This is a genomic window from Streptomyces sp. NPDC059679, assembly GCF_042734105.1.
Taxonomy (GTDB): Bacteria; Actinomycetota; Actinomycetes; order Streptomycetales; family Streptomycetaceae; genus Streptomyces.
In genome coordinates, this window is the sequence record NZ_JBHWES010000069.1 from 39,402 (window position 1) to 65,962 (window position 26,561).

The 26,561-nt window shown below is 71.5% G+C and carries 15 protein-coding genes, 1 tRNA gene and 1 rRNA gene; 4 read left to right on the plus strand and 13 right to left on the minus strand.

Going from position 1 to position 26,561, the window contains the following annotated elements:
* Window positions 1–84 precede the first annotated feature (84 nt).
* Window positions 85–954 (minus strand): AraC family ligand binding domain-containing protein, encoded by an 870-nt coding sequence (locus tag ACFV2X_RS44885; RefSeq protein WP_385627599.1) that lies wholly within the window; start codon window positions 952–954, stop codon window positions 85–87.
* A 79-nt stretch (window positions 955–1,033) separates the two neighbouring features.
* Between ACFV2X_RS44885 and ACFV2X_RS44890 the strand changes: the two genes are divergently transcribed.
* The 3 genes from ACFV2X_RS44890 to ACFV2X_RS44900 all read left to right on the plus strand — a co-directional run bounded on the left by ACFV2X_RS44890 (window position 1,034) and on the right by ACFV2X_RS44900 (window position 7,514).
* The gene (locus tag ACFV2X_RS44890) at window positions 1,034–5,641 is read left to right on the plus strand and encodes an ATP-dependent helicase (RefSeq protein WP_385627602.1); all 4,608 of its coding nucleotides are present in this window, start codon (window positions 1,034–1,036) and stop codon (window positions 5,639–5,641) included.
* A 224-nt stretch (window positions 5,642–5,865) separates the two neighbouring features.
* Window positions 5,866–6,663, plus strand: a complete 798-nt coding sequence (locus ACFV2X_RS44895) for an Fpg/Nei family DNA glycosylase (RefSeq protein WP_385627605.1) — start codon at window positions 5,866–5,868, stop codon at window positions 6,661–6,663.
* A 77-nt stretch (window positions 6,664–6,740) separates the two neighbouring features.
* Window positions 6,741–7,514 carry an SDR family NAD(P)-dependent oxidoreductase gene (locus ACFV2X_RS44900; RefSeq protein ID WP_385627608.1) on the plus strand — a complete coding sequence of 258 codons (774 nt, stop codon included), beginning with the start codon at window positions 6,741–6,743 and terminating at the stop codon, window positions 7,512–7,514.
* Between the two features lie 440 nt (window positions 7,515–7,954).
* On the opposite strand, the gene ACFV2X_RS44905 is transcribed toward ACFV2X_RS44900, so the two are convergent.
* From ACFV2X_RS44905 to ACFV2X_RS44945, 9 genes are all read right to left on the minus strand, one after another.
* Window positions 7,955–8,434: a Dps family protein gene (locus ACFV2X_RS44905; protein WP_385627610.1), complete on the minus strand. Its 480-nt coding sequence runs from the start codon at window positions 8,432–8,434 to the stop codon at window positions 7,955–7,957.
* A gap of 202 nt (window positions 8,435–8,636) precedes the next feature.
* Complete coding sequence (locus tag ACFV2X_RS44910) at window positions 8,637–9,020, minus strand: helix-turn-helix domain-containing protein (RefSeq protein WP_014175948.1); 384 nt, start codon at window positions 9,018–9,020, stop codon at window positions 8,637–8,639.
* A gap of 109 nt (window positions 9,021–9,129) precedes the next feature.
* Complete coding sequence (locus tag ACFV2X_RS44915) at window positions 9,130–9,690, minus strand: CinA family protein (RefSeq protein WP_385627613.1); 561 nt, start codon at window positions 9,688–9,690, stop codon at window positions 9,130–9,132.
* Window positions 9,687–10,322: a CDP-diacylglycerol--glycerol-3-phosphate 3-phosphatidyltransferase gene (gene pgsA, locus ACFV2X_RS44920; RefSeq protein ID WP_385627616.1), complete on the minus strand. Its 636-nt coding sequence runs from the start codon at window positions 10,320–10,322 to the stop codon at window positions 9,687–9,689. Before pgsA ends, ACFV2X_RS44915 begins: the two co-directional genes overlap by 4 nt.
* Window positions 10,319–11,890 (minus strand): 30S ribosomal protein S12 methylthiotransferase RimO, encoded by a 1,572-nt coding sequence (gene rimO, locus ACFV2X_RS44925; protein WP_385627619.1) that lies wholly within the window; start codon window positions 11,888–11,890, stop codon window positions 10,319–10,321. The genes pgsA and rimO overlap by 4 nt, the downstream gene beginning before the upstream one ends.
* A gap of 63 nt (window positions 11,891–11,953) precedes the next feature.
* Window positions 11,954–12,787: a helix-turn-helix domain-containing protein gene (locus ACFV2X_RS44930; RefSeq protein ID WP_385627621.1), complete on the minus strand. Its 834-nt coding sequence runs from the start codon at window positions 12,785–12,787 to the stop codon at window positions 11,954–11,956.
* Between the two features lie 190 nt (window positions 12,788–12,977).
* On the minus strand, window positions 12,978–15,854 hold the full coding sequence (locus tag ACFV2X_RS44935) for a DNA translocase FtsK (protein WP_385627631.1): 2,877 nt from the start codon (window positions 15,852–15,854) through the stop codon (window positions 12,978–12,980).
* A gap of 194 nt (window positions 15,855–16,048) precedes the next feature.
* On the minus strand, window positions 16,049–16,726 hold the full coding sequence (locus ACFV2X_RS44940; protein WP_089508506.1) for a two-component system response regulator: 678 nt from the start codon (window positions 16,724–16,726) through the stop codon (window positions 16,049–16,051).
* 274 nt (window positions 16,727–17,000) lie between these two features.
* On the minus strand, window positions 17,001–22,523 hold the full coding sequence (locus ACFV2X_RS44945) for a HAMP domain-containing protein (protein ID WP_385627624.1): 5,523 nt from the start codon (window positions 22,521–22,523) through the stop codon (window positions 17,001–17,003).
* A 232-nt stretch (window positions 22,524–22,755) separates the two neighbouring features.
* Here ACFV2X_RS44945 and ACFV2X_RS44950 point away from each other — a divergent pair, with 232 nt between their 5' ends.
* Window positions 22,756–25,419, plus strand: coding sequence for a SpoIIE family protein phosphatase (locus ACFV2X_RS44950; protein ID WP_385627626.1), 2,664 nt, complete (start codon window positions 22,756–22,758; stop codon window positions 25,417–25,419).
* A gap of 83 nt (window positions 25,420–25,502) precedes the next feature.
* On the opposite strand, the gene ACFV2X_RS44955 is transcribed toward ACFV2X_RS44950, so the two are convergent.
* The 3 genes from ACFV2X_RS44955 to rrf all read right to left on the minus strand — a co-directional run.
* Window positions 25,503–25,575 (minus strand) — tRNA-Thr (locus ACFV2X_RS44955).
* Between the two features lie 77 nt (window positions 25,576–25,652).
* A complete protein-coding gene (locus ACFV2X_RS44960; protein WP_385627628.1) occupies window positions 25,653–26,351 on the minus strand; it encodes a DegT/DnrJ/EryC1/StrS family aminotransferase in 699 nt (232 codons plus the stop codon).
* A gap of 105 nt (window positions 26,352–26,456) precedes the next feature.
* A 5S ribosomal RNA gene (gene rrf, locus ACFV2X_RS44965) occupies window positions 26,457–26,561 on the minus strand; the annotation flags it as partial.

The window sequence follows — 26,561 nt, forward strand, 5'->3', positions numbered from 1 at the left end:
GTTCTTGCACCTCACACGCATGGGCGAGCACCCGGTTCACCTCCGCGACCACCTCGACGCCGGGTCTTTCGACAAGCGCTTCGCCTACGGCCCGGCCGCGCTCCTCAGCCGGTCGGCGGCGCGCTCGCGCCGGTAGGCGCCGGGCGGCACTCCGACGATCCGGGTGAAGTGACGGTTCAGATGGGGCTGGTCGGTGAAGCCGACGGCCGCGGCCGCCTCGGCGGGCGCGGCACCGCCCTCCAGGAGGCGGCGGGCCCGGCGTACCCGGGCGTCGGTGAGCCAGGTGTGCGGCGGCATGCCGTAGGCGGCGCGAAAGGCGCGCAGCAGGGCGAAGGGGCCCGTGCCGAGCTCGGCCGCCAGTTGCTCCAGCGTCGGCGGATCCGCCATCCGCTCCTCGAGGAGCTCGCGGGCGCGCGCCGCCGTTCGCGCTCCCGCGCTGCGCGCCGTGCGCGCGGGGAGCGGGCCGCCGTGGTAGCGCAGCAGGTGGGCGACGGCGACGCGCAGCAGGCTGTCGGCGGCGAGCGCGTCGCCCTCCTCGGCCGCCCGGTGCACCTCGCTGATGAGGTGCGCGGCGTGCGGGGCCTCGACCATGGGCTCGGCGAACCCGACCGTGCCGCGGACCGTGGTGGTCTCGGCCGCGATCTCGGCGATCACCGACGCGGACGGATAGAGCGTGGCGTAGGCCCAGCCCTCCGGCACCCCGGCGCGCGCGGTGTGCGGCACCTCCGGGTTGATCATGACGACCGTGCCGGGGCCGGCCCGCTCGGTGCCGCTCGGCAGCCCGACCTCCTCCACTCCTCGGGTGACCGCCCCGAACACATACCCATCGTGGGAGTGCAGGGGAAAGGTGTGGCGCACATAGCGGGCCCGCAGCAGGTCGAGCCCCGGTAGCGCGGTCCAGCGCCAGTGCCGTGCCCACTCCCCTGTCCGCTCCTCCGCCCGCCTGGTGTCCATGGAGCCATTGTGCGATGCCGCCCAGGGCCATGACCTGCGGGTCCGCCCGTTGTCAGTGGCCCGGTGCACGATGGAGGACATGGCAGGCCCAGCACTCGACGGTTTCTCCCCCGCCACCCGCGGTTGGTTCGCGGATGCCTTCACCGCGCCCACGCCCGCGCAGGAGGGCGCCTGGCGGGCGATCGGTGAGGGATCGGACGTGCTGGTCGTGGCCCCCACCGGCTCGGGCAAGACCCTGGCCGCGTTTCTCGCCGCGCTCGACCGGCTGGCCAGCACGCCCCCGCCGGCCGAGGCCCGGCGGCGCTGCCGGGTGCTGTACATCTCACCGCTCAAGGCCCTGGCGGTGGACGTCGAGCGCAACCTCCGCAGCCCGCTCACCGGCATCCGCCAGGAGTCCGTGCGGCTCGGGCTGCCCGAGCCGGAGATCCGGGTGGGCGTCCGCTCCGGCGACACCCCGGCCGCCGAGCGCCGCGCCCTGGTCAGCCGCCCGCCGGACATCCTCATCACCACCCCCGAGTCGCTGTTCCTGATGCTCACCTCCTCCGCCCGGGAGGCGCTGCGCGGTGTGGAGACGGTGATCCTGGACGAGGTGCACGCCGTCGCCGGGACCAAGCGCGGCGCGCATCTCGCGCTCTCCCTGGAGCGGCTTGACGAGCTGCTGAACCGCCCGGCCCGGCGGATCGGCCTCTCGGCGACGGTGCGGCCGGTGGACGAGGTGGCGCGCTTTCTGTCGCCGCGGCGCAGGGTGGAGATCGTCCAGCCGCCCTCGGGCAAGGAGTTCGACCTGTCGGTGGTGGTCCCGGTCGAGGACCTGGGCGAGCTGGGCGGCTCCCCCGTACAGGACGGGAGTGACGGGAGTACGGGCGAGAAGCCGTCGATCTGGCCCCATGTGGAGGAGCGGATCGCCGATCTGGTGCAGGCCCACCGCTCGACGATCGTCTTCGCCAACTCCCGGCGCCTCGCCGAGCGGCTGTGCAACAGGCTCAACGAGATCGCGTACGAACGGGCCACTGGAGAGGCCCTTCCCGAGGACCACTCACCGGCCGAGCTGATGGCCGAGTCGGGGGCGGCCAAGGGGGCGCCCGCGCTGCTGGCCCGCGCGCACCACGGCTCGGTGTCCAAGGAGCAGCGGGCGCTGGTGGAGGAGGACCTGAAGGCGGGCCGGCTGCCCGCCGTGGTGGCCACCTCCAGCCTGGAGCTGGGCATCGACATGGGCGCGGTCGACCTCGTCGTCCAGGTCGAGTCGCCGCCCTCGGTGGCCTCCGGGCTGCAGCGCGTGGGCCGCGCCGGCCATCAGGTGGGCGCTGTCTCCACCGGCGTGGTCTTCCCCAAGTACCGCGGCGACCTGGTGCAGGCGGCGGTGGTCACCGAGCGGATGCGCGTGGGGGCCATCGAGTCGCTGCGCGTGCCCGCCAATCCGCTGGACGTGCTGGCCCAGCAGCTCGTCGCCATGACGGCCGTGGACACCTGGGACGTGGACGAGCTGCTGGCCCTGGTCCGCCGCGCCGCCCCGTTCGCCGCGCTCCCCGAGTCCGCCTACATCTCGGTCCTGGACATGCTCGCGGGCCGCTATCCGTCCGACGCCTTCGCGGAGTTGCGGCCGCGTCTGGTGTGGGACCGCGTGGCGGGCATGGTCACCGGCCGCCCGGGGGCGCAGCGGCTGGCCGTCACCTCGGGCGGCACGATCCCCGACCGCGGGCTGTTCGGGGTGTTCCTGGCGGGCTCCGACCCCAAGAAAGGCGGGGGCAGGGTCGGCGAGCTCGATGAGGAGATGGTCTACGAGTCGCGGGTGGGCGATGTGTTCACCCTCGGCACCACCTCGTGGCGGATCGAGGACATCACCCGCGACCGGGTCGTGGTCACCCCCGCCCCCGGCGTCCCCGGCCGCCTCCCGTTCTGGAAGGGCGACCAGCTGGGCCGCCCGCTGGAGCTGGGCCGGGCGCTGGGCGCCTTCCTCCGGGAGATCGGCGGTATGACCCCCGAGGCGGCCCGGGAGCGGCTGCTGGCCGCCGGGCTCGACACCTGGGCCGCGGACAACGTTCTGGCGTATCTGGACGAGCAGCGCCGCGCCTGCGGCCATGTGCCGGACGACCGCACGATCGTCGTGGAGCGCTTCCGGGACGAGCTGGGCGACTGGCGCGTCGTCATCCACTCCCCCTTCGGCGCGCAGGTCCACGCCCCCTGGGCGCTGGCGCTGGGCGCGCGGCTGGCCGAGCGGTTCGGGCTGGACGCGCAGGCGATGCACGCGGACGACGGCATCGTGCTGCGGCTGCCCGACGCGGACCTGATGGGCCTGGACCTGCTGGACGGCGACCCGATGGCCCAGGGCGGGGAGTACGACTTCGAGCAGTCCCCCGTCGGAGCGGCCGATGTCGCCTTCGACAAGGACGAGGTCGGCCAGATCGTCACGGATCAGGTGGGCGGCTCGGCGCTGTTCGCGTCCCGGTTCCGCGAATGTGCCGCCCGCGCCCTGCTGCTGCCCCGCCGCAACCCCGGCAAGCGCACCCCGCTGTGGCAGCAGCGCCAGCGGGCCGCGCAGCTCCTGCAGGTGGCGAGCGAGTTCGGGTCGTTCCCGATCGTGCTCGAAGCAGTCCGCGAATGCCTCCAGGACGTGTTCGACGTCCCCGGTCTCACCGAGCTCATGGGCGACCTCGAGTCCCGCCGGGTCCGGCTGGTGGAGGTGACCACCCCGGAGCCGTCCCCGTTCGCCCGCTCGCTGCTCTTCGGCTATGTGGCGCAGTTCCTGTACGAGGGCGACTCCCCGCTGGCCGAGCGCCGGGCCGCCGCGCTCTCCCTCGACTCCCGGCTGCTGGCCGAGCTCCTGGGCCAGGCGGAGCTGCGCGAGCTGCTGGACGCCGATGTCCTGGCCGAGCTGGAGCGCGAGCTGCAGTGGCTCACGGACGACCGCCGGGTCAAGGACGCCGAGGGCGTGGCCGACCTGCTGCGCCTCCTCGGGCCGCTGACCGATGCCGAGCTGGCCGAGCGCGGCGCCGATCCCCAGTGGGCGCGCGATCTGTCCGGCGCCCGCCGGGCCATCCGCGTCCGGGTCGCCGGGCAGGACCACTGGGCGGCCGTCGAGGACGCGGGACGGCTGCGGGACGCGCTGGGCACGGCGCTGCCCGTCGGGGTCCCCGAGGCGTTCACCGAGCCGGTCAAGGATCCGCTCGGGGATCTCCTGGCGCGTTTCGCCCGCACCCACGGCCCGTTCACCTCTGCCCAGGCGGCGGCCCGCTTCGGCCTGGGCACCGCCGTCACCGACGGGGCGCTGCACGGCCTCGCGGCGAGCGGCCGCATCGTCCAGGGCGAGTTCGCCCCGGCCGGCGTCAGCCAGGAGTGGTGCGACGCCGCCGTGCTGCGCCGGCTGCGCCGCCGCTCGCTGGCCGAGCTGCGCCATGAGCTGGAGCCCGTCCCGCCGGCCGCGCTCGCCGCGTTCCTCCCCCGGTGGCAGCACCTGGGCACCCACAGCCTGCGCGGGATCGACGGGCTGGTGCGCGCCATCGAGCAGCTGCAGGGCGCCCCGGTGCCCGCCTCCGCCCTGGAGAAGCTGGTCCTGCCCTCCCGGGTCAGCGACTACACCCCCACCATGCTGGACGAGCTCACCGCGAGCGGCGAGGTCGTATGGGCCGGGGCGGGCGCGCTGCCCGGCAAGGACGGCTGGGTCACCCTCCATCTCGCCGAGGCCGCCCCGCTGCTGCTGCACGCGCCGCACCCCCTGGAGATCGGCCCCCTCCACCAGACCGTGCTGGACGCGCTCGCCGGGGGCTACGGCCTGTTCTTCCGGCAGATCGCCGAGCAGGTCCGGGCCGCCGGACACGACGTCCAGGACCCCCAGCTCGCCGAGGCCGTCTGGGACCTGGCCTGGTCCGGCCGGCTCACCGGCGACACCCTCGCCCCGCTGCGCGCCCTGATGGGCTCGGGCCGCACGGCAGGCTCCACCGCGCACCGGGCCAGGCGCGCGGTCCCCCGAGGCCGCTATGGAAGCCTCACCGCCCGCCCCACCGCCTCCCGGAACGGACCGCCCACCGTGGCCGGCCGCTGGTCCCTGCTGCCCGAGCGCGAGCCCGAGCCCACCCACCGCGCCCACGCCCTGGCCCGCACGCTCCTCGACCGCCACGGCGTGGTGACCCGCGGCGCGGTCGCCGCCGAGGGTGTCGAGGGCGGGTTCTCCGCCGCCTATCGCGTGCTGTCCGCCTTCGAGGACAGCGGCCAGGCCCGCCGCGGCTATGTGGTCGAAGGGCTCGGCGCCGCCCAGTTCGCCATGGACGGAGCGGTCGACCGGCTCCGCGCGGTCAGCACGGCCCGTGACACCGGCGACCCCGCCCGCCGCGCCGTCCTCCTCGCCGCGGCCGACCCCGCCAACGCGTACGGGGCGGCCCTCCCCTGGCCCGATCCGCCCGCGGACGCGACCCACCGGCCGGGCCGGAAGGCGGGCTCCCTGGTGGTCCTCGTCGACGGAGAGCTGAGCCTGTACATGGAGCGCGGCGGCAAGACGCTGCTCGCCTGGCATGACGACACCCGGCTCGACGCGGCGGTCGAGGCGCTTTCCCAGGCCGCGCGGGCGGGCTCCCTGGGCACGGTGACCGTGGAGCGGGTCAACGGGGCGGCCGCGCTGTCCTCCCCGACGGGGCGCGCCCTGGAGGCCGCGGGCTTCCACCCGACCCCCCGCGGCCTGCGCCTGCGCCCCTGACCGGCGGACCGCACGCCGGCGTGCCGGGGACATCCCCCGAAGGGGCGCGCCGCCCGCGCCGGAGGCGCTGATGTCACCGTGATAGGGAGAGCGCGCAGGCCGCGAGGGCTGCGATCGCCACGCGGCGGAGCCGCATATCGATACGGCCGGCTACCGCCGCGTGGTCGACCGTCGACAGGGGCTGAGGCGCCCCGGAGGGGAACCGAGCCAGAAAGGAGGCACCCATGCCCGAAGGAGACACCGTCTGGCGGACGGCCAAGCGCCTGAACCAGGCCCTGGCGGGCCGACCGCTCACCGGCTGCGATCTGCGCGTCCCCCGGCTGGCCACGGTCGACCTCGCCGGGCGCCAGGTGATGGACGTCACCGCGCGCGGAAAGCATCTGCTCACCCGCCTCGAGGGCGGTCTGACGCTCCACTCCCATCTGCGGATGGACGGCGCCTGGCATCTGTACGACCCCGGCGAGCGGTGGCGCGGCGGGCCGCTCCACCAGGTCCGCGCCATCCTCAGCACCGCCGAGCGCACGGCCGTCGGCTACCGCCTCCCCGTCCTCGAACTGCTCCGCACCACGGACGAGGACCGGGCCGTCGGACACCTCGGCCCCGATCTCCTCGGCCCCGGCTGGGACCCGCACGAGGCCCTGCGCCGGCTCCTCGCCGACCCCGCCCGCCCCCTCGGCGAGGCGCTGCTCGACCAGCGCAACCTCGCGGGGATCGGCAATGTGTACAAGTCGGAGCTGTGTTTTCTGGTACGCGTCTCCCCGTGGCTGCCCATCGGCCAAGTGCCGTCCCCGGAGCGCCTGGTGACCCTCGCCAAAAGGCTCCTGGAGTCCAACAAGGCCCGGCCGGCCCGCATCACCACGGCCGAGTCGCGCGCCGACCGCCGGCTGTGGGTCTACGGCCGGGCGGGCAAGCCCTGTCTGCGCTGCGGGACGCCCGTACGCATGGAGCAGGGCCGCGCCGACAAGGAACGCAGCACGTACTGGTGCCCGGCCTGCCAGCCAGGCCCGACCATCGACGGCTGACCGCCCCGGCCGACGGACCGACTGCCCGAGCACCCAGCTAATTGACGATCCGTCAGATCCAGTCGTACGGTCACGCCATGACCCTCACCGCGTACGACCTCACCGGCCGCACCGCACTGGTCACCGGCGCGGCCAGCGGAATCGGCCGGGCCAGCGCCGCCCTGCTCGCCGAGGCCGGCGCGACCGTCCACTGCGCGGACCTGGACGGCAAGGGCGCGCAACGGACAGCCGACGACATCACCGCATACGGGGGCGGCGCCCACGCCCACACCCTCGACGTCGCCGACCGCGCGCAGATCGCCGCCACGGTGGCCGCCATACGCACCGGCGCAGCACTCGACATCATGGCCAACATCGCCGGGATCATGCACAGCAGCACCGTTCTGGAGACGGACGACGCCGACCTCGACCGCGTCCTGGCCGTCAACTTCAAGGGGGTGCTGTACGGCTGTCAGGAGGCCGCCCGCGCCATGATCGAGCAGGGCACCGGTGGCACCATCGTCACGATGGCCTCCGGCGCCATCGACACCGGCGCGCCCGGCCTGCTCTGCTACGGCGTGACAAAGGCCGCCGTCGTCCAGCTCACCAAGACCCTCGCCACCGAGGTGGGCCGCCATGGTATCCGCGTCAACGCCGTCGCCCCCGGGTGGATTCGCACGCCCATGACCGACCGCCACAGCGATGAGGAGCGGCGCCTCGCGGAAGAGCCGATGGTGCGGCGCACTCCGCTGGGGCGGGTGGGCGAACCGACGGACGTCGCGCACGCCGTGCTCCATCTGGCGTCCGACGCCTCATCCTTCATGACCGGCCAGATCCTGCGTCCGAACGGCGGCGTCGCCATGCCCTGGTGACCGTGGCCCTTGCGACCCCGGCCCCGGTGGCCCCGGCCGCGACCGCGGCCCCGACGCGATCCGGCGCGCCGACCGCCCCCGGGAGGGACCGCAGTGCACCGGCAGCAGACTCAGCCCCCAGCCGCCCGCCGTGAACGCCCCCTCGACCGGCCCGGTCTGCTCGGGCGCCGCGGCCAGCCGCAGCACCGCCCACCACCACACCCCGCCGAGAGCGAGCGCGACCGCCCACCGGACCGGCCCGCGGCGCTGGTTGTCGGCCCCTCCCACGGCTGCCATCGACTGCCTCCTTCGGCCGACGCTAGACGCCCGCTCACGGACGACGGGAGGGCGCACGGAAGGCTCATGGGCGCGCGTCAGACGTCCCGCGCCCCTGAAGTCTGCCCAGCCTCTCCGACCCCGCACCCAGCACCGGGGCACCACCGCCGCCCCGGGCGACCGGGCTAGCGGCCGTTGACGTTCTCCGCCTGGAACATCCAGTGGTGCTTCTCCAGATCACGTGTGAGCCCGATGAGGATGTCCTGCGTCACGGGATCGGGTTCGGCCGTGGCCTCGATGCGGTCCCGCATACGGGTGATCACGGATCCCAGGCCGGCCACCAGGGCCCGCACCGCAGCCCCGTCCTCGGTCCAGCCGGTCCTGGCCGTCTCGATGCCACTGGTCGCCGCCACGGTCGCGGCACGGCCGTCCGGGGGCACCCCGAGCGCCGAGGCCCGCTCCGCGACGGTGTCGGCGTGCGCCCTGGCGGTGCTGACAACGTCGTCCAGTTGCAGATGCACCGAACGGAAACGCGGGCCGACGATGGTCCAGTGGACCTGCTTGCTCACGAGCGCCAGATCGACGAGGTCAACGAGGGCACCCTGCAGCGCGTCGCCGACGACCTTGAGGTTCTCCTCCGAGAGCGGGCTCTTCACCACAGACATCCATCTCCTCCTTTTCGACCTGTTGACTGTTTTTTGAATACCTTTTGAACCATTTGAGGGCTTTTGGATCCCCTCCACCTTCCCACAGAGTCACCCGCGCGCGACCGGGCAAACATCGAGCCCCGGTCGGTGTACTACCGACCGGGGCTCAAAAGCTCTTCGCTGTCAGGGTGCGGGCGCACGCATCAGGGCGCCACGGCGATCAGGCCGCGACCACGTCCACAGCCTCCGCGGGCGCCTTGATGGTCACCCGCTCCTCCGGGACACCCGTCACGGACGTCACGGAAACCGAATTGAGCATGGGCCGCATCGGAGCGGGCACCTTCTCGCTCGCCGCCGCCGACTCCGCCAGCTCCGCGAGCGACAACTCGTCGCTCACCTCTCGCATGACCTGGGACATCCTGACGTCCAGTGCGTCGCAGATCGCGGACAGCAGCTCGGAGGACGCCTCCTTCTGGCCGCGCTCCACCTCTGAGAGATAGCCGAGGGACACCCGGGCGGAGGAGGACACCTCGCGCAGGGTACGGCCCTGGCGCTGGCGCTGCCGGCGCAGCACGTCACCCAGCAGGCGACGGAGCAGAATCATCGCTGGCTCCCTCCTCGGACCTCGGATCCGGATCCTTCACGCCCCACCGTACCGCCTCTTGCTGCGCCCGTGCGGGGAGCGATGTCGTGTTCACTCAGGGCTGCAAACATCAAATCCCCCCGCGTTGTTCCGTATCCTGTGCCCTCGCAGTCGCGATCAATTCCCTCAACAGCAGCTTGACCGCCGCCTCCACGGTCTGTCCACGGATTCCGGCACGGTCTCCGGCCAGCCTCAGCGCCATCCCGGTGGCCGCCCCCGACGGCCCCGCCACGGCCACATGGACCGTGCCCACGGGCTGTCCGTCCTGCGGTGTGGGCCCGGCCACACCCGTGGTCGCCACACCCCAGTCCGCGCCCAGCACCCGCCGCACACCCTGCGCCATCTGCCGGGCGACCTCCGCGTCCACGGCCCCGCGGGCGTCGAGCAGGGCGCCGTCCACGCCCAGCAGATCCCGCTTGAGTCCGGTGGCGTACGCGGTCACCGAGCCGCGGAAGGAGCGGGACGCGCCCGGTACGGCGGTCAGCTCGGCGGCCAGCAGCCCGCCGGTCAGCGACTCGGCGACGGCGATGGTCTCCCCGTGCCCCTCCAGCAGCCCCAGCGCCTCGGCCGCCACTCCCCCGACACCCCCGGTAACCCCGATTTCCCCATTTCCCCCGTGTTCCCCGGTCATCCCACGGACTCCCGCTCCGCGGCCAGGCCGGCCCGGCGCAGCACGATCGCCTGCCGGACATAGTCGAGGCCGGTGAGCACGGTGAGCGCCACGGCCACGGCCATCACCCAGAAGCGCAGGGTGGCCAGCGGCCCGGTGAGCGCAAGAATGTACATGCCGACCGCGATGCCCTGCGCGAGCGTCTTCATCTTCCCGCCCCGGCTGGCCGGAATCACCCCGTGCTTGATCACCCAGAAGCGCATCAGTGTGATCCCGATCTCACGGAAGAGGATCACTCCGGTGACCCACCACGGAAGGTCGGACAGCGCCGAGAGACAGATCAGCGCGGCACCCATGATCGCCTTGTCGGCGATCGGGTCGGCGATCTTGCCGAAGTTGGTGACCAGGTTGTACCGGCGGGCCAGATGCCCGTCGAAGAGGTCGGTGATCATGGCGATGGCGAACGCTGCCCAGGCGAAGGAGCGCCAGGCCGGGTCGTACCCGCCGTTGTGCAGCATCAACAACACGAACCCGGGCACCAGCAGCAGCCGGACCATGGTGAGGATGTTGGCGATGTTCCACAGCCCTACGGGCCGGGCGGCCGCGGCCGGCCGGTGGTGGCCCCCCGCGGCGGAGGCCGGGACTCCGCTCATCTGCCGGCCTCCTCGGAACACGCGCCGCCCGCCGGCAGCTCCCCCTGCTCCAGCACCTCGGCGACCAGGTCCACGCCTTCCGTCGCCACCACCTTCGCCGTGACCAGCTGCCCCACGGCGGGCACCGGACCGCTCCCGGACATGGTCAGCAGAGTCTGGCCGTCGGTCTCGGGCGCCTGGTGGGCGGCGCGGCCCACCAGGGATCCCGCCCCCTCGCCGGCGCCGTCGGTGTCCTCGGCGGCGTACGCGTCACCGGCTTCCTCGACCAGCACCTCGACCACATCGCCCAGCCGCTCCTCGGCCCGCTGCGCGGTGAGCTCCTCGGCCAGCCGCGAGACATGCGCCAGCCGCTCGGCGACCTCGTCCGGATCGACCTTGTCCTCGTATGTCGCGGCCTCGGTGCCCTCCTCGTCCGAATACCCGAAGACGCCGATGGCGTCCAGCCGGGCCGCGCCGAGGAAGCGCTCCAGCTCGGCCAGGTCGTCCCCGGTCTCGCCGGGGAAGCCGACGATGAAGTTGGACCGGACACCCGCCTGCGGCGCCTTGGCCCGGATCCGGTCCAGCAGCTCCAGGAAGCGGTCGGTGTCCCCGAAGCGGCGCATCGCCCGCAGCACCGAGGGGGCGGAGTGCTGGAAGGACAGATCGAAGTACGGCGCGACCTTCTCGGTCGAGGTGAGCACGTCGATCAGCCCCGGCCGCATCTCGGCGGGCTGGAGATAGCTGACCCGGATCCGCTCGATGCCGTCCACCGCGGCCAGCTCGGGCAGCAGGGTCTCCAGCAGCCGGATGTCGCCGAGGTCCTTGCCGTACGAGGTGTTGTTCTCGGAGACCAGCATGATCTCCTTCACGCCCTGCTCGGCCAGCCAGCGTGTCTCGCCCAGTACGTCGGAGGGTCTGCGGGAGATGAAGGACCCGCGGAAGGACGGGATGGCGCAGAAGGAGCACCGCCGGTCGCAGCCGGAGGCCAGCTTGACGGAGGCCACCGGGCTGCTGCCCAGTCTGCGGCGCAGCGGGGCCCGGGGCCCGGAAGCCGGGGCCACGCCCGCGGGCAGATCCTCGGGCGCGGGCGGGTCCTCGGGCGCGAGGGCGGCCTCGGCCTGCGCATGGCCCGGCAGCGCGACCTCGGCGGCCCCCTGCCGCTCGGCCGGGCTGACGGGCAGCAGCTTGCGCCGGTCGCGCGGCGTGTGCGAGGCGTGGATCCCACCCGACAGGATGGTCTGCAGCCGGTCCGAGATGTGGGCGTAGTCGTCGAAGCCGAGCACCCCGTCGGCCTCGGGCAGCGCCTCCGCCAGCTCTTTTCCGTACCGCTCGGCCATGCAGCCGACGGCCACCACGGCCTGGGTGCGGCCGTGGTCCTTCAGGTCGTTGGCCTCCAGCAGGGCATCGACCGAGTCCTTCTTGGCCGCTTCTACGAATCCACACGTGTTGACGACGGCGACATCAGCATCGGCGGCTTCCTCGACGAGCTCCCAGCCGTCCGCCGCCAAGCGGCCTGCGAGCTCCTCCGAGTCCACCTCGTTACGGGCGCAGCCAAGAGTGACAAGGGCGACGGTGCGGCGTTCGGACATGGGCTCAGACTACTTCGTCGCGCCGACACCTCCCGCTGCCAGGGCTCCCGTCCGGCTGTCGGCTCAGCCCGCCTCGGGATCTCCCTTGGTGTAGCTCAGCCGCTGGACCTGCCCGTTGGCCGCCAGATCCTTGACCTCCTTGCCATTCACGAACAGCTTGATGGCCTGGGCGTTGCCGAGCACCAGATCGATCCGCTTGCTGTCGCTGAAGGTCTTGGAGTCGCCCTGGCGCAGCAGGCCCTCGTGGATCAGCCGTCCGTTGTGGTCCTGGGCGGAGATCCAGCTCTGTCCGTTCTCCGCGGTCAGCCTGACCGTGACCTTGTCCGCCGGAACACCCGCGATGGCGCTGTCAGAAGGCTCGGGCTTCTGGTCGGCCGGCTTGGTGGGGGTCGGCTTGGCGGTGGGCTTGGTCGTCGGCGGCTTGGCCGTCGTGCTCTCCTCGGCGACCGTGGAGCGGCTGTCCCCCTTTCCGCCGTTCTCGCCGCTGAAGAGCGTGAAGCCGACGAATCCGACCACCGCGACGATCGCCGCGACCATGGCGGCCGTCCAGTTGGGGCGGCGGGGCTCGGGGCGGATCCGCTCGGCCTCGAACACCGGCGCCGCCAGGCTCGGCTCCGGGCGGCCTCCGTGCTCGGCGTCGTACTGGGCGACCAGGGCGTCCGGATCGAGGCCGACGGCGCGGGCGAGCACGCGGATATGCCCTCTGGCGTACACGTCGCCGCCGCACCGCGCGTAGTCGTCCTGCTCGATGCCTTGCAGCAGGGGAACGCGCACCCGGGTGGTGGTACTGACCTCGTCGACGGTCAGCCCCGCGGCGATGCGGGCCTGCTGGAGGGCGCGGCCGACCGAAGGCCGGTCGTCTTCTGGCGAGTTGCCGGGGGAGTTGCCGATGGACACGGGGGCGCCTTTCGAGCGTGTAGCCACCTGCTGGAGGTTCAGTTTAGGGGTGGGGCGAAAGGGTCGGGCAAGCGGGAGGACGGAGTTTGTCCGCCATCAGGATTGCCGTATGACCACCATCGTGGGACATCCCTTCGCCACCTCCCTCAACTTGACGTATCGGCAGGGGAAACGGTTGCCCGCCGATTCCTTATGGGTGAGCCTCCCCGCGGATCACCGCGAGCACTCCATCCAATTCATCCGGTTTGACCATGACATCGCGCGCTTTGGATCCCTCGCTCGGGCCGACGATCCCCCGCGACTCCATGAGGTCCATCAGCCGCCCCGCCTTGGCGAAGCCGACCCGCAGCTTGCGCTGGAGCATCGACGTCGACCCGAACTGTGTGGAAACGACCAGCTCAGCGGCCTGGCACAGCAGGTCCAGATCGTCGCCGATGTCCTCGTCGATCTCCTTCTTCTTCGCCGTCCCGACGGTGACGTCGTCGCGGAAGACGGGCGCCATCTGTGCCTTGCAGTGCTCGACAATGGCGGCGACCTCCTCCTCCGTGACGAAGGCGCCCTGCATCCGGACCGGCTTGCTCGCGCCCATGGGCAGGAACAGGCTGTCGCCCTTGCCGATCAGCTTCTCGGCGCCGGCCTGGTCCAGGATCACCCGGCTGTCGGCCAGCGAGGAGGTGGCGAAGGCGAGCCGTGAGGGCACGTTCGCCTTGATCAGGCCGGTGACGACGTCCACGGACGGCCGCTGGGTGGCCAGCACCAGATGGATGCCCGCCGCGCGGGCCAGCTGGGTGATGCGGACGATCGAGTCCTCGACGTCCCGGGGCGCGACCATCATCAGGTCGGCGAGCTCGTCGACGATCACCAGCAGATAGGGATAGGGCTTGAGCTCACGCTCGCTGCCGTCCGGCTGCTTCACCTTGCCGGCGCGGACCGCCGCGTTGAAGTCGTCCACATGCCGGAAGCCGAACGCCGCGAGGTCGTCGTAGCGCAGGTCCATCTCCCGTACGACCCACTGCAGGGCCTCGGCGGCGCGCTTGGGGTTGGTGATGATCGGCGTGATCAGATGCGGGATGCCCTCGTACGCGGTCAGCTCCACGCGCTTGGGGTCGACCAGCACCATCCGCACATCGTCCGGGGTGGCGCGCACCATGACCGAGGTGATCAGGCAGTTGATGCACGACGACTTTCCGGAGCCGGTGGCGCCGGCCACCAGCACATGGGGCATGGCCGCCAGGTTGTGCGCGACATAGCCGCCCTCGACGTCCTTGCCGAGCGCGACGATCATCGGGTGGTCGTCGCCGACGGAGTCGGCCGAGCGCAGCACGTCCCCCAGCCGGACCATCTCACGGTCGGTGTTGGGGATCTCGATGCCCACGGCGGACTTGCCGGGGATCGGGCTGATGATGCGCACATCGGGGCTGGCGACGGCGTAGGCGATGTTCTTGGTCAGCGCCGTGATCCGCTCGACCTTCACCGCGGGGCCCAGCTCCACCTCGTAGCGGGTGACCGTCGGGCCGCGGGTGAAGCCGGTGACGGACGCGTCCACCTTGAACTCGGTGAAGACGTTCGACAGCGAGGCGACGACGGCGTCGTTGGCCGGGCTGCGGCTCTTGCCGGGGCCGCCGCGCTCCAGCAGCTCGAGCGAGGGCAGGGCATAGGTGATGTCGCCGGAGAGCTGCAGCTGCTCGGCGCGCGGCGGCAGCGGCTCGGAGGGCTCGGGCGCGGGCCGGGTCAGGTCGGGGACGACGGCTGCCTGCTCCCCCTCGTCGGCCCCCTCTGGCCCCTTTTGCCGATCGGGCCGCTTCCGCTTGCCCGCCGTGGCGCCCGCCTTGCCGGTCTGCTCGGCGTCGCGCGCACCCGGCACCGCGCCCGTGTCGGACCCGGTGCCCCGGTCGGTGGAGATCCCGCTGCTGAGCCCGGCGACCAGCGGTGAGGGCTGGACGCCGTGCAGCACCGCCCCGTCCAGGGCCGCGGCAGCGGCGGCCGCCACGTCCACGGCATCCATCGGGCGATCGAGCGGCGGCTGTGCGGACGGCGCGCGGCGCGTCCGCCGGCGCTTGCGCAGCGCCTCCTCCTCGGCCCGCTCCGGGTCGCCGGCGCCCTGCGGGCCCCCCTGGCCCGCCGAGGCCCGCCGAGGCCGTCTGGCGGGCGTCTCGCGCCATTCCTCGGCGTACTCCCCGGCGCCGTACGGCTCGTAGTCGTCGTAGGCCCCGTAGTCCTCGTCGTCGGCCTGGTACTCGGCGGGGCGCTCCCGTACGAGGCCGAGCTTGACGCCGAGCCGGCGCAGCCGCTGCGGGATGGCGGCGACCGGCGTCGCGGTGACGACCAGCAGCCCGAAGACGGTGAGCAGCACCAGCAGCGGTACGGCCAGTACCTCGCCCATCGCGAGGATCAGCGGTCGGGACGCCGCCCAGCCGACGAGGCCGCCCGCGTCCTGGATCGCCTGGGTGCCCTGGCCGCGCCCCGGCGCCCCGCAGGCGATGTGGACCTGTCCGAGGACGCCGATCACCAGGGCGGACAGGCCGATGACGATCCGTCCGTTCGCCTCCGGCTTCTCGGGGTGGAGGATCAGCCGGACCGCGATGGCGCCCAGCAGTATCGGCACGACCAGGTCGAGCCGGCCGAAGGCGCCGGTGACCAGCACCTCGACCAGATCGCCGACCGGGCCCTGAAGATTGGACCAGGTGCCGACCGCGACGATCAGGGCCAGGGCGAGCAGCAGCAGCGCGCTGCCGTCCTTGCGGTGGGCAGGGTCCAGTCCCTTCGCGCCGCGCCCTATGCCGCGGAACAGCGCCGCGACGCCGCGGGCCAGGCCCATCCATACGGCGCGCGCCACGCGCAACACCCCGCTGGTGGGGTTGGGCGCCGGCTTGGGCGGCGCGGCCTTGGCGGCGGCCTTCTTCGGCGCGGCCTTCTTCGCGGGCGCGGCGGATTTCTTGGCAGGCGCCTTCTTGGCAGCCGCTTTCTTCGCGGGTGCCTTCTTGGCGGCGCCCCCGGACTGCCCGGCGCGCTTCTTCGAGGTGCCCGCCGTGCTCTGGGAACCCTTGCCGGACGTACGAGAGGCCATGAGGGCGAGATTACCCGCGTCCGCCGTACGGAGCACGCATACGGCGGTGGCAGGCGTCACTCACGTCACCCCACTCACATCACGCCCGTGACGGCCCCGGCGGCCCTGGCGGACGGAAGGGCGCGGGGTGACAGGACATCAGGGCGACGGGACGTCACGGCCAGCGCGGCGCAAGGAGCGTGACCGCGCGCCACTCAGGCCTGCGAGGGCATCGGGCTCGCTCCACCGCCGGCGCCGGGCTCCAACGCGTCCAGCGCCCGCCGCAGTCCGGTCAGTTTCCGCTCCAGATGCGCGGCGGTCGCCACGGCGGCCGCGTCCGCGGACTCGTCGAGCTGTTTCGACAGCGCCTCGGCCTGCTCCTCCACCGCGGCCAGCCGCGCGGACAGCTCGGCCAGCAGCCCCGCCGCCTCCTTGGCGTCCTCCCCGGCGGACTGGCCGCCCTCCAACTGCAGCCGCAGCAGCGAGGCCTGCTCCCTCAGCTGGCAGTTCTTCATATACAGATCGACGAACACCGATACCTTCGCGCGCAGCACCCATGGGTCGAACGGCTTGGAGATGTAGTCGACCGCGCCCGCCGCATACCCGCGGAAGGTGTGATGCGGACCATGGTTGATCGCGGTAAGAAAGATAATCGGGATGTCGCGGGTCCGCTCCCGCCGCTTGATATGCGCGGCGGTCTCGAAACCGTCCATCCCCGGCATCTGGACGTCCAGCAGGATGACCGCGAAGTCGTCCGTCAGCAGCGCCTTGAGCGCTTCCTCCCCTGACGATGCCCGTACCAGTGTCTGATCGAGCGCGGAGAGAATGGCCTCCAGCGCCAGCAGATTCTCCGGCCGGTCATCGACCAGGAGGATCTTGGCCTTCTGAACCATGGCCCGTCCTCCTCGCCCCGGCATGGGGCCTCCCCTGCTCGAAGAGCTCGGGGAAGCGCCGGGCGCCGCCCCGGGGGACGACTCCCTTGCGCCGCCCGTCCTTGTGCCGGTCATGGTAGCCGCACCCCGCTGTTCGCCACACCCTGTCACCGCGATGTCACTGTGCACGTAGCAGAAACGCGGTAAGAGACCAGAAGGTTCCCCGAACACGGTGTTCCCACACGTGTTCGGCGACACTCAGTCAACAGCCTTGCGGCCGCCGCGTTCCCGCCGGTCACTCCGCGCCCATCCACTGTTCCATGACCGCGAGGAGATGATCCGTGTCCACGGGCTTGGTCACATAATCCGACGCACCGGCCTGGATGCTCTTCTCCCGGTCGCCCTTCATCGCCTTCGCGGTGAGGGCGATGATCGGCAGCCCGGCGAACTGCGGCATCCGGCGGATCGCCGCCGTCGTGGCGTAACCGTCCATCTCCGGCATCATGATGTCCATCAGGACGAGTACGACGTCGTCATGCTGCTCCAGCACCTCGATGCCCTCCCGGCCGTTCTCGGCGTAGAGCACCTGCAGCCCGTGCTGTTCCAGCACGCTGGTGAGCGCGAACACATTGCGGATGTCGTCGTCGACGATCAGCACCTTCTCGCCGTGGAATCCACCCGACGGCTCCGGCGCGACCAGGTCCTGACCACCCAACAGCCAGGGCTCGGGCGCCTCCGTACGCCGCGGGGCCGGGCGGCGGCCCGACCGGGCCAGGGCCGCCCCGCCGACCTCCTCCTGCGGCGTGACCCGCCGACCGCTCCGGTAGCCCCCCGCGCCGCCGCGCGCCCGCTGCTGGCGCGCCGCCACGGGCACCGAAAGCTCCCGCACGGCCTCCTGCGGCGCCGCGGCGCCCTCCTCGCCCGCGGCCTCGGCGCCGCTGTCCAGCACGGCCTCCAGGGCCAGCGCGGGCTCGCCGACGGGGCCGAGCTGCGGGTAGCCCTGGGGCGGCAGCTGGCTGGGGTGGAGCGGCAGGTACAGCGTGAAGGTCGAGCCGCGGCCCGGCTCGCTGGCGGCGTGGATCTCACCGCCGAGCAGCCGGGCGATCTCCCGGCTGATGGACAGGCCGAGGCCGGTGCCGCCGTACTTGCGGCTGGTGGTGCCGTCGGCCTGCTTGAACGCCTCGAAGATCACCCGCATCTTGCTGCTGGCGATGCCGATACCGGTGTCGGTGACCGAGAACGCGATCATCTCGGCGTCCGGGTCGCGCAGCGCGCCGTGCTCCAGCAGCTGCTCCCGGATCCCGTCGGGCACATCCGCGCCCGCGGGCCTGATGACCAGCTCCACGGCGCCGGAGTCGGTGAACTTCACCGCGTTGGACAGCAGGTTGCGCAGCACCTGCAGCAGCCGCTGCTCGTCGGTGTGCAGCGTCGCCGGGAGCTCCGGGGAGACCCGTACGGAGAAGTCCAGGCCCTTCTCCGCGGTCAGCGGCCTGAACGTGGCCTCCACGTAGTCGACGAGCTGGATCAGGGCGATACGGGTCGGGCTGACGTCCATCTTGCCCGCCTCGACCTTCGACAGGTCCAGGATGTCGTTGATCAGCTGGAGCAGGTCCGAGCCCGCGCCGTGGATGGTCTCGGCGAACTCCACCTGCTTGGGCGAGAGATTGCCGTCGGCGTTGTCGGCCAGCAGCTTGGCGAGGATCAGCAGGGAGTTGAGCGGGGTGCGCAGCTCATGCGACATGTTCGCCAGGAACTCGCTCTTGTAGCGCATCGAGACGGCAAGTTGCTCGGCTCGCTCCTCCAGCACCTGCCGGGCCTCTTCGATCTCGGTGTTCTTGACCTCGATATCGCGGTTCTGCCGCGCCAGCAGCGCCGCCTTCTCCTCCAGCTCCGCGTTGGATGCCTGCAGCGCCTTCTGCCGGTTCTCCAGCTCGGCGGACCGCTCGCGCAGCTGCTCGGTGAGCTCCTGCGACTGCTTGAGCAGCACCTCCGTCTTGGTGTTGACGCTGATGGTGTTGACGCTGGTGCCGATCATCTCGGCGATCTGGTTGAGGAAGTCCCGCTGGATCTGGGTGAAGGGCTGGAAGGAGGCCAGCTCGACCACGCCGAGGAGCTGGCTCTCGAACAGCACCGGCAGCACGATCACATTGGCGGGGGCGGCCTCGCCGAGGCCCGAGGAGATCTTCAGATAGTTCGGCGGCACCCGCTCGATCAGGATGCTGCGCTTCTCCACCGCGACCGTGCCGATGAGCGAGTCGCCCGGCCGGAAGGTGGTCGGCATGGTGCCCTTGGAGTAGCCGTAACTGCCGATCAGGCGCAGCTCGTACGCGTCCTCGCCACTGTCGGCGCCGCCCTCGTCGGTCGGCATCGCCAGGAAGAACGCGCCGTGCTGCGCGGAGACCACCGGGGTCAGCTCGCTCATGATCAGCCGGGCGACGTCCGCCAGATCGCGCCGCCCCTGCATCAGACCGGAGATACGGGCCAGGTTGCCCTTGAGCCAGTCCTGCTCCTCGTTGGCGAGCGTCGTCTCCCGGAGGTTGGCGATCATGGTGTTGATGTTGTCCTGGAGGACCTGGATCTCGCCCGCGGCATCCACATCGATCTTGAGGTTGAGGTCGCCGCGGGTCACCGCGGTGGCGACCTCGGCGATGGCGCGCACCTGACGGGTCAGGTTACCCGCCATCTCGTTCACCGACTCGGTCAGGTCCTTCCAGGTGCCGGCCACGTCCCGCACCCGCGCCTGCCCGCCCAGCTGCCCCTCGGTGCCCACCTCGCGGGCCACCCGGGTGACCTGGTCGGCGAACGACGACAGCTGGTCGACCATCGTGTTGATCGTCGTCTTGAGCTCCAGGATCTCGCCCCGGGCCTCGATGTCGATCTTCTTCGTCAGATCACCCTGGGCGATCGCCGTGGTGACCATCGCGATGTTGCGGACCTGCCCGGTCAGGTTGGACGCCATCGAGTTCACGGACTCGGTGAGGTCCTTCCAGGTCCCCGAGACGCCGGGCACCCGCGCCTGGCCGCCGAGGATGCCGTCGGTGCCCACCTCGCGCGCCACCCGGGTGACCTCGTCCGCGAACGACGACAGCGTCGTCACCATCGTGTTGACGGTGTCGGCGAGCTGTGCGACCTCGCCCCGCGCCTCGACCGTCACCTTCTTCGTCAGATCCCCGTTGGCGACCGCGGCCGAGACCTGGGAGATGTTGCGCACCTGAATGGTGAGGTTGTTGGCCATCAGGTTGACGTTGTTGCTCAGGTCCTTCCAGATGCCGGTCACACCCGGCACCCGCGCCTGACCACCCAGCTGGCCCTCCGTACCCACCTCACGGGCCACCCGCGTGACCTGCTCCGCGAACGACGACAACTGGTCCACCATCGTGTTCACGGTCGTGACGAGCTCCAGGATCTCGCCCTTGGCGTCGACCGTGATCTTCTTCGACAGATTGCCCTTGGCGACCGCCGTGGTCACCTCGGCGATGGAGCGCACCTGGGAAGTCAGGTTGTCGGCCATGCCGTTCACCGACTGGGTGAGGTCCTTCCAGGTGCCTGAGACCCCCTGCACCTCGGCCTGCCCGCCCAGTTGGCCCTCCGTACCCACCTCGCGGGCCACCCTGGTGACCTCCTCGGCGAACGAGGACAGCTGGTCGACCATGGTGTTCAGGGTGTTCTTGAGCTCCAGGATCTCGCCGCGCGCATCCACCTCGATCTTCTGCGACAGGTCGCCGCGCGCCACCGCCGTGGCGACCTGCGCGATGCTGCGGACCTGGGCGGTCAGATTGCCCGCCATGCTGTTCACCGAATCGGTCAGATCGCGCCAGACGCCCGCCACGCCGGGCACCCGCGCCTGCCCGCCAAGACGGCCCTCCGTGCCCACCTCGCGGGCGACCCGGGTCACCTGCTCGGCGAAGTCGGAGAGCTGGTCGACCATCGTGTTGATGGTGTTCTTCAGCTCCAGGATCTCGCCGCGCGCATCCACCTCGATCTTCTGCGACAGATCGCCGCGCGCCACCGCCGTGGTCACCTGCGCGATCCCGCGCACCTGCGAAGTCAGGTTCCCCGCCATGGAGTTGACGGAGTCGGTCAGGTCCTTCCAGGTGCCGCTGACGCCGTCGACCCGGGCCTGACCGCCAAGACGGCCCTCGGTGCCCACGTCCCGGGCCATCCGCGTGACCTGGTCGGCGAAGGAGGACAGCTGGTCCACCATGGTGTTGACGGTGTTCTTCAGCTGGAGCATCTCGCCGGAGACGTCCACCGTGACCTTCTGCGACAGATCGCCGTTGGCGACCGCCGTCGTCACCTGCGCGATGTTGCGGACCTGTCCGGTGAGGTTACGGAACGCGGTGTTCACCGAATCGGTGAGATCCTTCCACGTTCCCGCCGCACCCGGCACCTGCGCCTGACCGCCGAGCTCGCCCTCGACGCCGATCTCCCGCGCCACCCGCGTCACCTCGGCGCCGAAGGACTGCAGCTGATCGACCATCGTGTTGACGGTGTTCTTCAGCTCCAGCATCTCGCCGGCCACATCGACCGTGACCTTCTGCGACAGATCGCCGTTGGCGACCGCCGTCGTCACCTGCGCGATGTCCCGCACCTGTGCGGTGAGGTTACGGAACGCGGTGTTCACCGAATCGGTGAGATCCTTCCACGTTCCCGCCGCACCCGGCACCTGCGCCTGACCGCCCAGCAGGCCCTCGGCCCCGACCTCGCTGGCCACCCGCGTCACCTCGTCCGCGAAGGTGCGCAGCGTCTCGGTCATCGTGTTGATCGTCTCGGCGAGCTGGGCGACCTCACCCCGTGCGCTCACCGTCACCTTCTGCGACAGATCGCCACTGGCGACCGCCGTGGTGACCTGGGCGATCCCGCGCACCTGGGCGGTGAGGTTCCCGGCCATCAGGTTGACGGAGTCCGTGAGGTCCTTCCACACCCCCGCCACGCCGGGGACCTTCGCCTGACCGCCCAGCTCGCCCTCGGTGCCCACCTCACGGGCGACCCGCGTCACCTCCGAGGCGAAGGACGAGAGCTGGTCCACCATCGTGTTGACGGTGTTTTTCAGTTCGAGCATTTCACCGGCCACGTGAACCGTGACCTTACGGGACAGATCACCCTTGGCCACCGCCGTGGTCACCAGGGCGATGTCCCGTACCTGAGCGGTGAGCCGGGACGCCATCGTGTTGACGGACTCCGTGAGGTCCTTCCAAGAACCCGACATTCCGCGCACCCGGGCCTGGCCGCCGAGTTTGCCCTCGGTGCCCACCTCGCTGGCCACCCGGGTCACCTCGTCGGCGAACGCCGACAGCTGATCCACCAGGCCGTTGACCGTACGGCCGACCTTGAGGAACTCCCCGCGCAGCGGATGCGCCGAACCGTCCGCCCCCTGCGAGCGCAGATCCATCCGCTGCTCCAGGTCGCCCTCGGAGACCGCCGACAGCACCCGGCCGACCTCGGAGACGGGGCGCACGAGATCATCCACCAGCGCATTGGAGGCATCGATGGCGGCCGCCCACGACCCCTCGCACGCCCCCATTTCCAGCCGCTCTGTGAGTTTTCCCTCACGTCCGACCACCCGCCGCACCCGCGCCAGCTCGCCTGTGAGCTGCAGATTACGGTCGGCGACCTCGTTGAAGACCGCCGCGATCTCGGACATCACACCATCGCCCGAGACCGTCAGGCGCTTGCGGAAGTTCCCGTCCCGCATGGCCGTCATCGCCGTCAGCAGCCGGTTCAGAGCTGCCGTGTCCACTTCTGTCGTCCCATTGCTCCGGGACCGTCCGCCTTTCGCGCGCGTGCTCGTGCCTCGCGTCGCAGCGCCAGACTCCACCGTGTCCCTCCCGCAGGGTTGACCGTCGTCCTCGGGTTCTTCTTCCAGCCTGCCCAGTGTTTCACCATGGCCCAACCAGGCCATAACAGTTCGGCAGCATCGCATACCCCCGGAAGCACACTCCGGCTCCCGACAGCACACTCTGGGGTGGAATCAGCCCCCACCGGCATTCGCGGAAGCGGCGGAGGTAAGTAACCTGGCATCCGGCCAGGCATCGGAGGGGCGCTGCGACATGGGTGAGCAGATCGCCGAGACACGTATGAGGAGACCTGTGATCACCGCGCGGGCTGCCGCCACCTTCGAACCGGTGGGACGCTCGGTCGCCTCCGCCCGCACCTTCGTCCGCGACACCCTCCAAGGGTGGGGCCTCACCGACATCGTCGACGACGCGGTCGTCCTGACCAGCGAATTGGTCACCAATGCCGTCGTGCACTCCGGGACGGCCGCCGACGTGGTCTGCGTCCGCGCCGAGACCGGCGCGCGCATCGAGGTCACCGACCGCTACCCGGAGCGCGAGCTCCCGCTGCAGACCACCAGCCGCCCCATCAGCAACCCCGACCGCGAGGGCGGCCGGGGCCTGCTGCTGTGCGCCGCGCTCGCCTCCCGCTGGGGCGTCGAGTACACCGCCACCCACAAGCAGGTCTGGTTCCACCTCGAATTCCCGGACCGCCTGGCCGGCACCCGCTCGGCCGGACCCGCCCTGCCCGCCGAAGCCCTGCCCGTCACCGACGCCCGGGTCCGCGTCGCCGTCACCCAGATCGACCGCACCGGCCTCATCAGCGCCTGGAACGACGACGCACAGGAACTGTTCGGCTACGCGGCGGACCAGATCGTCGGCAAACCCCTCACCGACCTCGCGGCCTGGCCACACACCCCCGGCACCGGCACCGGAGTCGCCGAGGCCCTGCAGCTCTCCCGCTGGGAGGGCTCGTACGGCATCCGGGGCGCCGACGGCCGCGTCATCCCCGTATACGCCTCCCACCTCCGCGTCCGCGACGCCGACGGCGATCCGTCCACCGTCTGCCTGCTGGTGCGCGAGCGCGAGCGCGCGGTGCTCCAGAGCCCGCAGCGCGCCCCCGGGGCCGACGCCGTGGACAGCGCCGAGCGCGGCCCGGCCGCCGACGCCTTCGAGGTCTCCATCGGCTCCCCCGCCCCCGACGACCTCGACGGGCTGCTCCAGCGCACCGTCGAGCGCGCCCGCGACATGCTCGACGGCGACGCCGCCTATCTGCTGCTCGCCACCGACGACGAGACGGAACTGGAGGTCCGCGCCTCCACCGGGCTCACCTCCGCCCGCCAGCGCTTCGCCCGCGTCCCCGTCGAGGCCGGCACCGGCCGCTACGGCTCGGCCCGGATGCCCGCCGTCCACGAAGACCTCTCCATCGTGCCCGGCGCCGTCCCGCTCCTCGCCAACACCGGTCTGCGCTCGGTCGTCACCGTCCCGCTGAAGGTCGAGGGCCGGCTCACCGGCTCCCTCGGCGTCGCCTCCGAGTCCGCCGGCCGGTACAGCAACGAGGAAGCGCTACGGCTGCAATTCGCCGCGGACCGCATCGCCCTCGCCGTCGAACGCGCACGACTCACCGAACTGGAGCGGCTGCGCCGTAACTCCCTCTCCTTCCTCGTCGAGGCCTCCGATCTGCTCGCCGGAACGCTCGACCGCGACCAGACGCTCGCCCTCATGGCCCAGATGACCGTGCCCACGCTGGCCAACTGGTGCGCCGTCTACACCGTGGCCGACCCCGCCTCCGACCCCGAGCTGTCCTATGTGCTGCACGAGGACGAGGAGCGCATCGACGGCCTCAAGGCCCTGCTGACGAAGATCGAGCCGCCCGAGCAGGTGCGTACCGGCGGCGCCCGCCTGTGGACCGCCCCCTCCCAGGCCGCCCACGCCGCGGCGCTGCGCACCTCGCTGCGCGGCCTGAGCCTCGGCGACGCCGCCCGCCCCTCCTCCGGCCCCAGTGCCTCGCTCGCCACCGCCTCGGCGGTCGGCGGCGAGACCGTGGTGCTGCCTCTGGTCGCCCGCAACCGCGTCATCGGCATGCTCACCCTCGGCAAGTCCACCGACGGGCACTTCCGCCAGGAGAATCTGGAACTCGCTGAAGACCTCTCCCGCAGGGCGGCGCTCGCCCTCGACAACGCCCGGCTGTACTCGGAGCGCACGGCCATCAGCCAGTCCCTCCAGCGCAGCCTGCTGCCGCCCGAACTGCCCGACGTCACCGGCGTGGAGGTCGAAGTCATCTACCGCGCGGCGGGCGAGGGCAACGAGGTCGGCGGCGACTTCTACGACCTCTTCCCGATCCGCGACGGCGCGTACGGCTTCGCCATCGGCGACGTCTGCGGCACCGGCCCCGAGGCCGCCGCGGTCACCGGCCTGGCCCGCCATGCGCTACGGCTGCTCGCCCGCGAGGGCTTCGGCGGCCCGGCCGTGCTCGAACGTCTCAACACCGCCATCCTCGACGAGGGCGCCCGCAGCCGCTTTCTGACGCTCCTTTACGGGGAGCTGTGGCCGCAAGAGGACGGCAGCGCCGAGCTGAAGGTCGTCTGCGCGGGCCACCCGCTGCCCCTGCGGCTGCGCCAGGACGGCTCCGTGGAGCCCGCGGCCGAACCCCAGCCGCTGCTCGGCGTGATGGAAGACCTCGAACTGTACGAGCAGACCGTCACCCTCGACCCGGGCGACGTCCTGCTGTGCGTCACCGACGGCGTGACCGAGCGCCGCGAGGGCACCCGGATGCTCGGCGACGACGGCCTCGTCGACGTACTGACGACCTGCACCGGTCTGACGGCCGGCGCGGTGGCCTCCCGGGTGCTGCGCGCGGTGGAGCGGTTCGCGGCCCAGCCGCCGTCCGACGACATGGCCATCCTGGCCATGCGCGTCCCCGAGCCGCACGACGCCTGACATACCTCGGAAAACCCGGAGAATTCGGCGAACATGACGAAGGCCCCCGCCAATTGGCGAGGGCCTTGTGTCGTGAAAATGAGAGCCCCAATACGGAATCGAACCGTAGACCTTCTCCTTACCATGGAGACGCTCTGCCGACTGAGCTATTGGGGCGCGTCGACGGAATAAATCATACCCCGAAGATCAGGGTGCTCCGTGCCACTGTCCCAACGGCCGTCGGCCAGCCGCCGTTAAGCTGCCGCCTGAAGTACCCCGCCGAGCGCATTGCACGCGGACACCACACGCTGCAGCTCCCGCCGTGTCATCGCCGCGTCGATCGGCAAAGCCAGACATTCATCGGCGGCCCGCTCGGTCTCCGCGAGCCACAAATCCCGCCGGAATCGCGCGGTGCGGTGAGCCGGCGTCTGTACGGGAACGTGGCACATAACACCACGGGAACGCAGCGTACGGGCGAAGGCGTCACGGTCCGGCCTGCCATTCCCCGGAACGCGCACCACGTACTGCTGATAGGTGTGCTGAACCCCGGTCGCCACCCAGGGGGTGATCACACCGCGCAGCTTGCCGTTCAGATACGCCGCGTTCGCCTGCCGCCGCAGCGTCTCGGCATCCGGCTCGGGCCGCGCCCCGTGCTCGATGACGCGCAGTCCGTGCCGCTTACCGAGTTCACTCAGGCGGATCATGTCGGCCGGATGCCCGAAGGTGTGCACCACGATGACGGCGGCGGTCTGGGGCGTCAGCGCATCCGCCACCGCGGCCGGGTCTATGCAGTAGGTATTGGCGTCGATATCCACGAAGACCGGCCGGGCCCCGGCCAGCAGAACCGCTTCCGCGGCCTCGGTGGTGCCGTACGACGGCACCACCACCTCGTCACCCGGCCGTACGCCCGACCGGGTGAGCTCTTGCAACAGCTCGTCCGCAGGAGTCCCCATGGCTGGCATCGTGCCCAGGCAACATGAACACCGAGTGGCCCGCAGCACAACAAAAGAGAGCTCCGTCAGGAACCAATGTTCCCAACAGAGCTCTCTCTAAAAATTGTTCGGCGGCGTCCTACTCTCCCACAGGGTCCCCCCTGCAGTACCATCGGCGCTGAAAGGCTTAGCTTCCGGGTTCGGAATGTAACCGGGCGTTTCCCTAACGCA